Below are 14,425 nucleotides of genomic sequence, written 5' to 3' on the forward strand. Positions count from 1 at the left end.
CGCGTACGCCGCGCGGGCGCTCGGCTCAGCGCCCGAGTGGGCGCCCCTGACGGTGCAATACGCCGATTACTCGATATGGCAGCGGGAGCTGCTCGGCGACGAGGCCGACCCCACCAGTGTTCTGGCGACCCAGGTCGACTTCTGGAAGCGGAATCTTGCAGGAATTCCAGATCAGCTCGAGCTACCCGCCGACCGACCACGCCCGCCGACGCAGTCACTTCGAGGCCGGCAGTTCGACTTCGTGATTCCCGCCGACGTCCACCAGGGTCTGGCGAAGTTGGCGCGGTCCCGCGGGGCCAGTTCGTTCATGGCCTTCCACGGCGCATTCGCGTTGCTGCTGTCGCGGCTGAGCGGTGACCGGGACATAACAGTCGGTACGCCCGTCAGCGGTCGGGTGGAAAGCGAAGTCGAAGGCGTCATCGGCATGTTCGTCAACACGCTCGCGTTGCGCGCCGATGTCGATCCCGGACGCGGTTTCGGCTCGCTGCTCGACGACCTCCGCGACCGGGATGCAGAAGCGTTCTCGAACGCTGACGTGCCGTTCGAGCGGTTGGTCGAGGTGCTCAATCCTGTTCGCTCGACCGCGCGACACCCGATCTTCCAGGTGGGTCTGTCGTTCCAGAACATCGACCGCGCGAGCCTGGAATTGCCCGGACTCACGATCGCGCCGGTCGATCTTCCCGAGGGAGTCGCCCAGTTCGATCTCCACCTGATCCTGTCCGACAACTATGACGACGCCGGCGAGCCCGCCGGACTGGACGCGGTCTTCACCTACGCCGACGACCTCTTCGACGCCGCGACGGTTGCCGCTTTCGCAGACCGATTCCTCACTCTCATGCGAGAGATCGTCGCGGCTCCGCTCCACGCCGTCGGCGATCTGCCGGTGCTCGACGCTCGGACCACACGTGAACTGGTCCGCGGACGAAATCACACCGGGGTCGTACTGGCACCCGGCACACTGGCGGATCATCTGTCGATGTCGTTGCGGGAGAACGCTGACGACATCGCATTGGAAACCGACGACGGCATGCAGCTGACGTATGGTCAGCTCGGCGCGCGGGTCAACTCTCTGGCAAGGACCCTGATCGGACGCGGCGTAGGACCAGAGACGGTAGTCGGTCTCGCCATGCCGCGGTCGGTAGACCTCGTGGTCGGGATGTACGCGGTGACCGTTGCTGGTGGCACGTACCTTCCGATCGACCCGGACCACCCGCGTGAGCGAAGCGCCTTCATCGTCGACAGCGCCGCTCCGGTACTGGTGCTGATCACCGGTGAGCGCCCGGCAGGACTGCCGGAACACTCTGCGATCCTGGACGTCTCGACGCTCGACCTGGGTGGGATCGACTCCGGGCCGGTCACCGATCGAGAACGTCGTGGACCGCTGCGGCCGGAGAACACCGCGTACATCATCTACACCTCGGGTTCGACTGGACGACCCAAGGGTGTGGCGGTCTCGCACGGCGCGATCATCAACCAACTCAACTGGATTGCAGCGGAGTTCCGTCTGGGCATCGACGACGCCCTGCTCCTGCGCACACAGGCGACGTTCGACCTGTCGGTGTGGGAGTTCTGGTGGGCAGCCGTGTCCGGTGCGCGCCTTGTGCTCGCAGCGCCCCAGGGTCATCGAGATCCGGTGTACTTGGCGCGACTGATCGAACGCCACAACGTCACTGCGGTCACGTTCGTGCCGTCCCTGTTGGGTGCCTTCCTGCAGGATGCCGAGGCGGAACAACTGTCCTCGCTTCGGCATGTCCTCTGCATCGGTGAGGCGTTGACACCTGAGGTGGTCAGCAGATTCCGGCAGCTCACGATTGATGCACCGGCGGTCCTTCACAACCTCTACGGCCCTACGGAAGCGGCCGTCAGCGTCACTCACCAAACGGTTCCCGCGAAGGTCGGTGCCGCTGTGCCGATCGGTCGTCCGGAGTGGAACAACCAGGTCTACGTCCTCGACGGCAGGCTCCACCCGGTTCCCGACGGGGTGACGGGTGAGTTGTACCTCGGCGGTGCCCAATTGGCACGCGGTTACCTGGGTCGACCGGACCTGTCATCGGAGCGGTTTGTGGCGAACCCGTTTGCCGGGCAATCGACACGGATGTATCGCACGGGTGACCTGGTGCGCTGGAGTGTGTCCGAACCCAGCGCGCATCCGACCCTGGTCTATGTCGGTCGGAGCGACTTCCAGGTGAAAGTCCGCGGGTTCAGGATCGAACTGGGTGAGATCGAGCGGGTTCTGAGCTCCTCGGCGCAGGTCGAGTCGGCGGTCGTCGCTGTACACAACGATCAGCATGTGGGAGATCAACTGGTCGCGTATCTCGTTGCGGCCGAAGGTGTCACGGTCGACATGCGTGCGCTGCTGGCCGAGGCGGCGACTGAACTTCCCGCATATATGGTTCCGACACTGATCGTGCCGATCGACGAGCTGCCGCTGAACATCAACGGAAAGTTGGATCGTAAACAGTTGCCCGAGCCGGTGTTTGCCGGATCCGACAATTATCAGCCTCCCGGAACGCCAGTCGAAGAAATCGTCGCGGGTATTTTCGCCGACACCGTCGGCGTGACCAGGGTGGGGATCCACGACAGCTTCTTCACACTGGGTGGGAACTCGCTTTCGGCGACAAGGGTTGTCGCGCAGATCAACTCCGCGATGGGCTCGGACCTGGCCGTTCGGGATCTCTTCATCGAGCCGACAGTGGCCGGTCTGGCCCTGCTCGCCGAACAGGCCGACGGCCGGAACCGGCGGCCCGCTCTGGTCGCCGGGCAACGCCCTGATCGGTTGCCACTGTCGCCGGCGCAGACTCGCATGTGGTTCATCAACCAATTCGATCCGGCGTCGCCGGCGTACAACATCCCGGCGATCATTGCGATGTCCGGTGAGCTCGACGTCGCAGCCCTGCGGGACGCGGTCACCGACGTCATCGGCAGGCACGAGATCTTGCGGACCCGGTATCCCGATGACGGTGACGGTCCGCGACAATTGATCTCCGAAGCGGAGGAACTCCCGGACGGCGTATTGTCCCTCGCGACGCTCGATGTCGATGACGACGCCCACCTGTATCGCCTGCTCTCCGAGATGGTCGGTACCGGGTTCGATGTCACCGCCGAGATACCCGTGCGCATCGCGCTGGTACGGCGATCGCCGGGCGAACACGTGCTCGTCATGGTGATCCACCACATCAGCGCCGACGGCTCGTCGGTCTCTCCGCTTGCGCGCGACATCATGGTCGCGTACACCGCACGAACTTCCGGTGGTGAACCGAACTGGTCACCGTTGCCGTTGCAGTATGCGGACTACGCCTTGTGGCAGCGCGAGGTCCTCGGGGACGAACAAGACCCCGAGTCACTTGCTGCGCGTCAAATCGACTTCTGGACCGAACAACTCGATGGTTTGCCCGATGTGATCGACCTGCCTCTGGACCGTCCACGTCCTCCGGTGCAGACGACAGCGGGCGCGTCGTATGAGTTCGCGATCGATGCCGACCTGCGCACCGAACTGCAGCGGGTCGCCGGGAACAACCGGGCGACGATGTTCATGGTGTGCCACGCCGCGCTCGCAATTCTGCTCGCCAGGTCGGGTACCACGGACGACATCGCGATCGGTACGGCCATCGCCGGACGTGGCGAGGCCGACCTGGACGATCTCATCGGCATGTTCGTCAACACCCTGGTCCTGCGCGTCCAGGTCAGGCCCGACGAATCCTTTGCAGACCTGTTGGCGCGCACCCGGTCGACGGACATCGCGGCGTTCACGCACACCGAGGTGCCGTTCGAGCGTTTGGTCGAGCACCTTGCTCCGGAGCGGGAAACATCGTATTCACCGCTGTTCCAGGTGGTTCTCGCCTTCCAGAACAATGAGCGAGCGGATCTGGAACTACCCGGCCTTCGCATCTCCGGTCTGGAGTCCGACACCGAGACGACGAAGTTCGATCTCCAACTCACCCTGGCTGATGCAGTGGGCCTCAGGGGTGGCGACGGTCTCACCGCGGTGTTCACCTATGCGACTGCACTCTTCGACGCCGAGACCATCGCCGGACTCGCCGATCGTTTCCTGGCGATCCTGCGTGCGGTCACCCAGGACGTGGAAAGGCCCGTCGGGGACATCGAACTGCTCTCGCCGCGCGAACACGAGGAGTTGTCGCCGGTCCGTGGTCGCCCCGAGGTTGCGCCCCGTTCGTTGGCGGACATATTCGCCCGCGCGGTGGAGACCAATCCGGACGGCGTTGCGCTCTTGGCATCCGGCGAGAAGGTGACCTACGCCGAATTGAATCGACGCGCCGGGATCTACGCCGAGGCGTTGGTGGAGCGCGGTGTTCGACCCGGTGTCCCGGTCGCGCTTGCGATCGGCCGGTCCATCGACTCGATGGTCGGATTCTGGGCAATCGTGAAGTCCGGCGGCGCAGTCCTCCCGATCGATCCCAGCTACCCGTTCGAGCGGATCGAGAACATGATCTCGGACGCCGACGTCGCGATCGGTCTGACCACGACCGAAGTGATCGACAGGCTGCCGCAGGTGACCAAGTGGATTTCACTGACGAACGATGCGGTCCGTATCGCGCGGGGTGGCGCCGCTCGGATAGGCGATCACGACGCGTCCGGTCTTGTCTCGCCGGTGCGTGAGGCCGCGCGCCTCGACGACCTGGCGTATGTCATCTTCACCTCCGGATCGACCGGCAGGCCGAAGGGGGTCGGCACAACGCACCGCGGGCTGGCAGATCTGGTGAGCGAGTTGGAGACCCGCTTCGATCTGACGAGCGGGGCTCGAGTTCTCCACTTCGCGTCGCCGAGTTTCGACGCCTCGATTCTCGAGATCCTGATGGTGGTGAGTGCCGCCTCGACCCAGGTCATCGCTCCGCCGGCGATGTTCGGTGGCGGCGAGCTGGCGCGACTGTTGGCCGACAACAAGGTGACGCACGCGTTCGTCACACCGGCAGCGCTCGCGACGGTACCGGCAGACGGGTTGCCCGATCTACGGGTGATCAGTGTCGGAGGTGACGTCTGCCCGCCGGAACTGATGCGCCGCTGGTCTGCCGGACGCGAGATGTTCAACCTCTACGGCCCGACCGAGGCGACGATCGTGTCGACGGCGTCGGACGAGCTCGATGTCGATGCGGCAGTGTCGATCGGTGGTCCGATCGTAGGTCTGCGAGCCCTGGTCGCGGATGCTCGGCTACAGCCGGTTCCACCCGGAGTTGCCGGCGAGTTGTACATCTCCGGGCCTGCGCTTGCGCGTGGGTACATCAAGAGGCCGGACCTGACGTCTGAACGTTTTGTGGCGAACCCCTACGGTGAACCGGGCAGCCGGATGTACCGCACGGGCGACGTGGTTCGTTGGGTCCGGACCGGCGCGGGCAAACTCGTACTCGAATTCGGCGGCCGCAGCGACCATCAGGTGAAGGTGCGCGGCTTCCGGATCGAACTCGGAGAGATCGACGCCGCCCTCGGAGAGCATGCAGACATCGACTATGCGGTGACGCTCGGGCACAAACATCCGCATACGGGCCAGACGGTTCTCGTCGCATACGTCTACCCGCACCCCGGACGCAGCGTCCAGGTGACCGAGGTCGCGGCCCGCCTGGCGGAGCGTCTGCCGGCGCACATGGTGCCGACGTCGATCACGGTTCTCGACGCGCTGCCGCTCACCCCAGCTGGAAAGCTCGACCGAAGGGCGTTGCCGGAACCGGTCTTCGTCGGTGCCTCGGATGGTTACCGGGCGCCGTTGTCCGATATGGAGAAGGCTCTTGCGAGCTTGTTCGCCGACGTCTTGGGCGCGGAACGGATCGGCGTCGACGATTCGTTCTTCGCGCTCGGTGGTGACTCGATCGTGTCGATCCAGCTCGTCTCACGGGCTCGCGAAAGAGGAATAGTCTTCTCGCCCCGGGACGTCTTCGATCGGCGGACCGTCGCCGAACTGGCCCAGGTGGCGAGCTGGGAAGCGGACGCTGAATCGAAGTCGCTGGAAGAGCTTTCGGGCGGGGGAGTGGGGACGTCACCGCTGACCCCGATCATGCGCTGGCTGGTGGACACCCGCGTCAATTACCGCCAGTTCTCTCAGGCGACCTTCCTGACCCTGCCCCCCGAACCGGGGCATGACCGGCTGCTCACCGCACTGGGCGCGGTCCTCGAGCGCCACGACGCGCTGCGAGCCCGCCTGGTCCTCGATGCCGGAGGAAGCCACCTTGAGGTGCCGGCCGCAGACTCGGTGCATCCGCAGTCGGTGCTGACCCGAGTCGAGTTCACCGTGCGTCCGGGTACACCGGAGTTCGAAACCGTTGTGGCCGAGGCGAGCCGCGCTGCCATCGATCGGCTCGACCCGTCGGCGGGCACGATGGTGCAGGTCGTGTGGTTCGACCCGGCGGCGACGGCCCCGGACGGCGTCACCGGACGGCTCTACGTGCTGATCCACCACCTCGTCATGGACGGCGTGTCGTGGCGCATCCTGCTGCCGGATCTCGCCATCGCGTGGGCGCAAAGCGAGAACGGCGGTTCGCCGCAGCTCCCCCCGGTGGGTACGTCGCTACGAACTTGGTCGACGGCGCTGGTGGCAACAGCGAACGAACGTGACAGCGAAATCGGCTACTGGTCAAGCGTTCTCTCCGTCGACGACCCCGTACTCGGTGCGCGACGGGTCGACCCGGATCTGGATGTCGCAGGCACGATCAGGCGACTGCAGATCGAGTTCCCGGTGGACGTGACCGAGTCGATGCTCACCGGGATCAGCGCCACCTACCGAGGCGGGGTCAACGGTGCGTTGCTGACCGCGCTCGCGCTCGCTGTTCGTCAGTGGCGGACGCGCCGATCGCAGCACTCGGACACCGTTCTCATCGATCTCGAAGGACACGGACGTGATGAAGAGGCGGTCGGTGGCTCTGATCTGTCGCGGACTGTTGGGTGGTTCACCTCGGTGTACCCCGTCGCTTTGGATCTTTCCGGAATCGACGTCGACGATGCACTCGCTGGCGGCCATGACGCTGGGCGGGCCTTCAAGGCGATCAAGGAACAACTGAATGCGGTGCCGAACAACGGTATCGGTTTCGGATTGCTTCGCCACTGCGCCGCGGAGTCGGCCCGGATGTTGGAAGACCTCGGTGAACCGCAGATCGGGTTCAACTACTTGGGACGGGTCTCGGCCGGTTCTGGGGCCACGGATGTCGAATTCGGATGGCAACCGGCTTCCGACGGTGGCGAATTGGGTGGTGCCCAGGATCCCGGAATGGTTGTTCCTGCAGCGCTCACAGTCAACGCGATCACCACGGACCACGCTGAGGGGCCCCGCTTGTCGGCGTCGTTCGCCTATGCGAGTGGGATTTTCACGGCAGAGGAGATCGGTGAGCTCGCCGACCTCTGGGCCGAGGCCGCCGGTGCTCTGGCGCTGCACGACCGGCAAATCGACGTCGGCGGTTTGACGCCGTCGGACTTGCCGTTGGTCAGCATCGCGCAGCACGAGATCGAGGCGATCGAAAAAGATCACGACGTCGTCGAGGACATCTGGCCGCTGTCCCCTCTGCAGACCGGAATGCTGTTCCACGCCGAGATCGCCGGTGGTCAGACCTTGGACGTCTACACCGCCCAGGTGATCCTGGAACTTCGCGGTGCGGTCGATGAGGAACGGATGCGAGCCGCGGCGACAACGTTGATCGCGCGGAACCCGAACTTGAGGGCCGGGTTCCGCCACGTCGTCGACGGTTCCGCGATACAGGTGATCGCGGCTGACGTCGAGACCCCCTGGCAGGTTGTTGATCTCGTCGAGGAATACCGTTCGGATCCCGAAGCCGCCGACCATGCGGTGGATGACTTGCTGCGAGCTCATCGCAGCGATCGATTCGATATGGCGGCACCACCGCTCATGCGGTTCCTGCTGTTACGCCTCGGTGAGGACGAATCGGGGCAGGCACGATACCGGATGTCGGTGACCAACCACCACATCGTGCTCGACGGCTGGTCGGGACCGCTGCTGCTGGAACAGCTCTTCACCTTGTACGCAACGGGCGGCGACGACAGCTATCTACCGAGGACGCGGTCGTACCGCGACTTCCTCGCGTGGCTCCACAACCTGGATTCGGTTGCGGCCATTGCGTCCTGGCGGAAGACCCTCGATGGTCTCGAATCCTCGACACTGTTGGCAGAACAGACCACCGGGACTGGCCAGGAGTCGATTCCGACCGAGCTGGACATCGTCGTCGATCAGCGGACCGCTGAAGGTCTGGCGGACCTGTCCCGCGACCGCGGTGTCACGATGAACACCCTCGTGCAGGCCGCCTGGGGTGTGGTCCTGGCGAAGTCGTTGGGACGCGACGACGTGGTCTTCGGTGCGACGGTCTCCGGCCGCCCACCCGAGATCGCCGGAGTCGAGTCGATTCTGGGCTTGTTCATCAATACGATCCCGGTCCGGATCACACTCGACCAGGACGAGACGGTGATCGGTCTGCTGGAGCGAATTCAGTCGGAACAAGCCGGACTTCTCGACGCACACCACGTGGGGCTGCCGACCATTCAGCGGTCGGTTGGACTACCGGTCCTCTTCGACACGCTGACGGTCTTCGAGTCGTACCCGGTCGACCGTGACCGGCTCGGCTCGCAGACGGACATCAATGGCATGTCGGTCGCCGGGGCGGAGATCAACGACGCCTCGCACTATCCGGCTACGCTCCTGGCCCAGTCGGAACCCGAACTGGCACTACGGCTGAAGTATCTGCCGGACTCGGTGGCGCATGAGCGCGCAGATCTTTTGGCTAAGAGAATGATTCACGTCTTGGAGACCTTCGCTTCCGCAAGCTGGACTCCGGTTCGCGAGCTGGATCTGGTCGACCGAGAAGAACTTCGAACACAGGTCGAGAACTGGAATGCGACCTCGAAGAACGTTCCCGATCGCACGGCTGTGCAACTGTTCTCCGACCAGGTGTCGGCGACCCCGAATGCGATCGCATTCCAGGACGGCGAGCAGACGCTGACCTTCGCCGAGTTCGACGCGCTGACGAACAAGCGCGCACGTTCCCTGTTGGCCCGCGGAGTGCGTCCAGACGCGATCGTCGCGGTGGCGATGTCCAGGAGCCTCGAACAGGTTGCCCACTTGTACGGGATCCTGAAGGCGGGCGGCGCGTATCTGCCGCTCGACGTCGACGCACCCGATGACCGCCTCCAGGCAATCGTGAACGACGCGCACGTGGCCCTGGTAGTCGCCGACCGACCGCGCGTCCATCGGTTGCGGACACTGCTGGTCGGGGTGACCTGTGTCGATTTAACGCTGCCCGACCTCCAATCGGTCGAAGAAGGTCCGTTACGGGAATCGGAACTGCGTGGACGGGTTCACGCCGACTCGCTCGCCTACGTCTTGTTCACATCGGGGTCGACCGGTCGGCCCAAGGGTGTGCAGATCACCCAGCGTGCGTTGGTGAACCAAGTGCTGTGGATGGCCGAAGAGCATGGGTTCGGGCCCGATGATGTCGTACTGCTCAAAACCCCGTTCACCTTCGACGCATCGGTGTGGGAGATGTTCGCGCCGGCACTGGTCGGTGCACGAACCGTCATCGCGGGTCCCGATGCGCATCGAGACGCGGATGAGCTCGTGTCGCTCGTGTCACAGAACAGCGTCACGATCGTGCAGTTCGTCCCGTCAGTACTCGCGGTGTTCATCGACGCGGCGCAGTCGAACTCCATCGCGTCGCTCCGACTTGTCTTCAGTGGCGGTGAGGCACTTCCGACGTCGCTGGCCGGCGAGGTCGCGGCAGCTGCCGGTGCCCAGGTGGTGAATCTATACGGCCCCACCGAGGTGACCGTCGATGCGACCTCCCGACTCGTCGTGGACGGGCGTCAGGTGTCGGAGGGTGACGCGGATTCGGGCGCGGTCCCGATCGGCCGACCGGTGTGGAACACGAGCGCCTGGGTGCTCGACCGCTGGCTACGCCCCTGCGTCGTCGGCGCGACCGGCGAACTATATCTCTCGGGCGACCAGCTTGCTCGCGGATATCTCGGACGTCCGGATCTCACGTCCGAGAGATTTGTACCCAATGTGTTCGGTCCGTCCGGTTCGCTGATGTATCGGACCGGAGATCGGGTGCGACGGCTGCCCGACGGGGAACTCGAATACCTCGGACGCACGGACTTCCAGGTGAAGGTCCGCGGTCTGCGAATCGAACTCGAGGAAGTCGAGACCGTACTCGCCGACCACGAATCGGTTACTCAAGCGGCAGTTGTCGTGCATGGTGAGGACTCGAGGCAACAGCTCGTCGGTTATGTCACCGGTTCGGGAGTCGATCTCCAGGTGCTGCGTGACTATGCCGTTCGTGTCCTGGCCCCATACATGGTGCCGGAAATCATCGTCGTGCTGGACGAGTTCCCGCGCAGTCGGTCAGGGAAGATCGCGCGCCGTGAGCTGCCGGTTCCGGACTCCGAAGCATCGAACGATCGTGCACCAGCAACACGAAACGAAGAGATCATCGCCCGAATCGTCGGCGATTTGGTGGGATCAGAACCGGTTGGTGCCGACGCTTCGTTCTTCGAGGTGGGTGGCGACAGCATTTTGGCCATGCAGTTGGTGAGTCGTGCACGGGCCGAGGGGTTGCACTTCACTGCGCGAGACGTTGTGGAACAACGCACCGTTGCAGCACTCGCCGCGCTCACCACCGACTCTTCTCGCCCTCCGGCTACGGGCACCCCGATTGCGGCGGGAACTGAAGCGGTGGAAGTGGTTCCGTTGAGTCCGGTGGCTGTGAAGATGCTCGAGCGCGGTGGTGACCACAGTCGGTTCGTGATGCCGATGGTCGTCAACCTCCCGGTGGCCGTGACCGAGGAGCACATCGTGGACACCGTCGGCGCGATCGTCGATGTGCACGACGTCTTCCGATCGAGACTCGATCCGGACACGCGCTCGCTGATCATCGGACCGCGCGGGTCGGTCGACGTGCGATCTCTGCTGCAAAGGGTGTCCTTGTCCGCAGATCAACTGCCGGGGCTACCCGGGTATCGACCTGCACTGCAGGATGCGCTGTTCGAGGGGATGGGTCGGCTCGATACGGGCGCAGGCGTCATGCTGCAACTCGTCTGGCTCGATGCGGGGCCGGACCGGCAGGGAAGACTGCTGTTCATCGCGCACCATCTGGTGGTCGATGCGGTCTCGTGGCGGATTCTCGTCGCGGACATCGCCGTAGCCGGTGCGCAGGCGACTGAAGGCGGCCCCATCGATCTGCCCGCGGCCGGAACGTCTTGGCGGGACTGGATCGTCGGCCAGTACGCCGAAGTCGAACCGCGCCGGGGTGAACTGGCCTACTGGACGTCGATCCTGGCCGGGCCGGATCCGGACCTGGGTTCGCGGCGTCTCGATCCTGCGCACGATAGGACGGACCTGCTGGGCCGGGTATCGCTCGAGATCCCCGCAGACATAGTCGAACCACTGATGTCCTCGGCCGGATCCGACGTGACCGCCGCTGATCTCCTGGTGGCCGGATTGGCGGCGGCAGTCGTCGGCTGGCGCCGAGATCGTGGATATACATCTTCGGATGCGCTGCTCACGCTCGAAGGTCATGGCCGTCAGGAGGTCGTCGTCCCGGGTTCGGATCTGTCGAGGACCGTCGGCTGGTTCACCACGATGTTCCCCGCCCGTATCGATCTGAATGGCGTGGGGATCGGAGGTCTCTTTGATTCACCGGAGGTCGCACGGCAATTGCTGGAACGAACGAAGACGGCGATGGTGTCGCAGCCAGATCGTGGGATCGGTTACGGGATGTTGCGGTACCTCGACCCGGTATCGTCCGCGGCCCTGGCCGCCTTCCCTGAGCCTCAGATCGTGTTCAACTACATCGGTACCGTGCCGGGCGGTGACGTCCCGGATGAAGTGGCATCGGCACCTTGGTTCCCGGACGTCAACGGTCCTGAGCTCGGCGGGACCGAGCCAGAGGTCGTCGAACGCGGCAACCGGATGCCGGCACAGGCGGAGATCGACATCCAATCGATGGCGATAGATACAGCCCAGGGGCGGGTTGTTCGAGTCTTCATCAGCTACGTTGCTGACGCGATCGAGGCCGACGACCTGGAAGAACTCACCGAGCATTGGTTGATGGCGCTCAGGGCGCTGGCTCTCCGCGGCACGCGTTGATCGGCACCTGAAGAGAAGACCACACAACGCAACACCGCCCCATCGAAGTGGTCCGATGGGGCGGTGTTTGTTGTGTCGTCTCTATGAGGAGGCGGCGACGGTGATCACGGACAAGGTGCCTCGTGAGCGGCCCCGTACGCAGGATCCAGAGCGTTCAAGGTGAGCCAGACAGACCGGGGACTGCTTGTGACCGCTCCATGATCGACGACGGCGGCCGAACAGCCATCCTGCACCCAGACATTCTGGACGGTGGCGCCCGGGCCGGCCTTCAAGAATGTGCGTTCAGGCGGAGTGACCATCAGGTCGTTCTTGGTACCGATCGCGACGTAGTCGACGCTCGGCATCGTGTCGCCGCCGGCGTTCAGCTTCGTCAAGAAGTGGGATCCCACCATCTGCTGGACGTACGAGGGTCCGACTGTGGTCGCAGCGAGTTTGACGACGGGAACGCCGAGGAGCTGGGCGATCGCTCCGATCTCCTGATTGAAGTTGAAGGTCGTGCCATGGTTCGTACCGGCAAGACTCACAAGCGTATTCACCTGGTTGCGAGCTGGATTGGCGGTGTTGGTACCACCGTTGAACTTCAGGTACTGGCGGGACACGAGAGCACCCTGGGAGTGACCGACGATGTCGACCTGTCCGGCACCTGTCGCCGACTTTACCTTCGACACGAACTCGGCCAGGGTGGCCGCGGATCGCTCGATCGAGTTTCCGCCGACGAGGTCGAGCAGATTCTGACCGGTCTGTGGATCGCTGGTTCCGTAGTTCAGAGCGAAGACGCAATATCCCTGCTCCTTGAGAGCGGGCGACAGCGACTTCCATGTGGTGGCCATGTCCGCCCACGTCCCGTGCACCAAGACAACCGGGCGCGGGTGTGCCTCGCCAGGCCGACAGGACCAGTCGTTCGCCCCTGCTGGCGCCTCGTTCGGAGCGGGAGCACCGTGGGCTGCGGGCGGAATCAGAGCGATCAGCCCGAGCAGCAACGCTGCGAGCAGTCCACCGGATAGCAAACGACTGGATGAACTGCGCAACAAACCGGACTCCCCCGTTACAGATGTGACTGAAGTGGCCCCCGCCTACATTTGACGGTACCTTTCATCGGGCCGCTTTGGCGAATCTGTCGATCGGTCAGGACTTCGTTTCGTAGGGGAGCACGCGTTCGACGCGATCGGATACAAGCTGACGAAGCGAATATTTGCCGGTCTCGGGGTTCCAGCAGCGTGTCGGTAGCCAGAAGATTCGATGAATGATACGCATCATGCGAACTTGGCCCCACGATTTCTTGGCCTCGTCATGCATGCCGCGGGCTTCGAACGTGGCAGGCATATATTCGGTGAAGGTGCGGTAGTTTTCTACGCTGGACAGCATCCGCCGCCCTGAAGCACTGATTTCCATCCCCGGAATCATGACCGCCCGTTGACCGATATCCGACATGCACAATGTAATATCCAGATCGTCGAGAATTCCATCGCGTTCAAGCAAATTGGGCTGAATTTCATCCCACGTTTCTTTTCGGATCGCCATATTGGCTCCGAAAAGTGTCGGAATGTCGCCCCCCTCTTTTTCAACTTGGCGATGGCCGAACTTGAGCATCGCTTTGTGGAACCACTGTAGGGGCATGTCGTACTGATCGAAAAAGCCGGTACCTGCGCCGATTGATTGTTCGGCCTTCCCGAAGAAGTCGCGGACCGCACTTGCCCACCCGGGTTTTGCTCGTGCGTCGGCATCCAGGCGTCCGATGATGTCACCTTTGGCGAGGTAAAATCCGGCATTGCGGGCCGCGATGACACCCCGTCGATCTTCGTCGACCATTCGCAGTTGGGGAATCGATTCCGTGAAACCGGCCACGATCTCTTGTGTTCCGTCGGTGGATCCGTTGTCGACGACGATGATCTCTTCGATTTCGTCCAACTCCGAAGCCAATGATTCCAAGAGGAATCCGATGGAGTCCACCTCGTTATATGCGGGAATCACGACGGACAGTGTTGGGTTAGCCATGGTAACTATCGTAAAGCAGCGGATTTGGACGCAGTCTGACTTACGTCCACTTTGGTCGGCTCTCAATCGCGCCAAGCCGTGCCTTGATTGGCCCCGCATTGGGTCGACGGTCTATTAACCTGCAACTACCGGGATCTCTGAAACGCAATTCACATCTCCGCTGGACTCTCGGATCATGATGAGTGTGACGCGATTCACACGAGGATGGTCAGTCGGGTCGGACGGCGGGGTGTGGCGGCAGCCAGTGTGTGCCCGATGCCGACCTGAACCGATCCGTCGGCGCCGGGAGGCGGCCCGCGTCACAGAAATGACTGTGAAGGTCACCTATTTGTGATCCAAAAT

At 63.6% G+C, this 14,425-nt stretch carries 3 protein-coding genes (1 of these 3 only partly in view); 1 reads left to right on the forward strand and 2 read right to left on the reverse strand.

Features of this window, described 5'->3' with window-relative positions; translation table 11 throughout:
- On the forward strand, positions 1 to 12,088 hold the 3' end of the coding sequence (locus tag BFL43_RS24930) for a non-ribosomal peptide synthetase (RefSeq protein ID WP_084896164.1). The gene continues 21,746 nt to the left of window position 1, outside the view; the window shows 12,088 of its 33,834 coding nt (coding positions 21,747-33,834); the start codon falls outside the window, past its left edge; its stop codon occupies positions 12,086 to 12,088.
- Between the two features lie 104 nt (positions 12,089 to 12,192).
- Here BFL43_RS24930 and BFL43_RS24935 read toward each other — a convergent pair whose 3' ends face one another.
- Both BFL43_RS24935 and BFL43_RS24940 read right to left on the reverse strand, forming a co-directional pair.
- On the reverse strand, positions 12,193 to 13,119 hold the full coding sequence (locus BFL43_RS24935) for an alpha/beta fold hydrolase (protein WP_346425994.1): 927 nt from the start codon (positions 13,117 to 13,119) through the stop codon (positions 12,193 to 12,195).
- A gap of 94 nt (positions 13,120 to 13,213) precedes the next feature.
- On the reverse strand, positions 13,214 to 14,083 hold the full coding sequence (locus BFL43_RS24940; RefSeq protein WP_168176724.1) for a glycosyltransferase family 2 protein: 870 nt from the start codon (positions 14,081 to 14,083) through the stop codon (positions 13,214 to 13,216).
- Between the last annotated feature and the right edge of the window lie 342 nt (positions 14,084 to 14,425).

The sequence above is a fragment of the Williamsia sp. 1135 genome, assembly GCF_002095395.1.
GTDB lineage: Bacteria > Actinomycetota > Actinomycetes > Mycobacteriales > Mycobacteriaceae > Williamsia.

Coding starts and splice junctions, on each gene's coding strand:
- BFL43_RS24940 (WP_168176724.1), bottom strand. CDS start 14,083: ATGGCTAACCCAACACTGTCCGTCGTGATTCCCGCATATAACGAGGTG.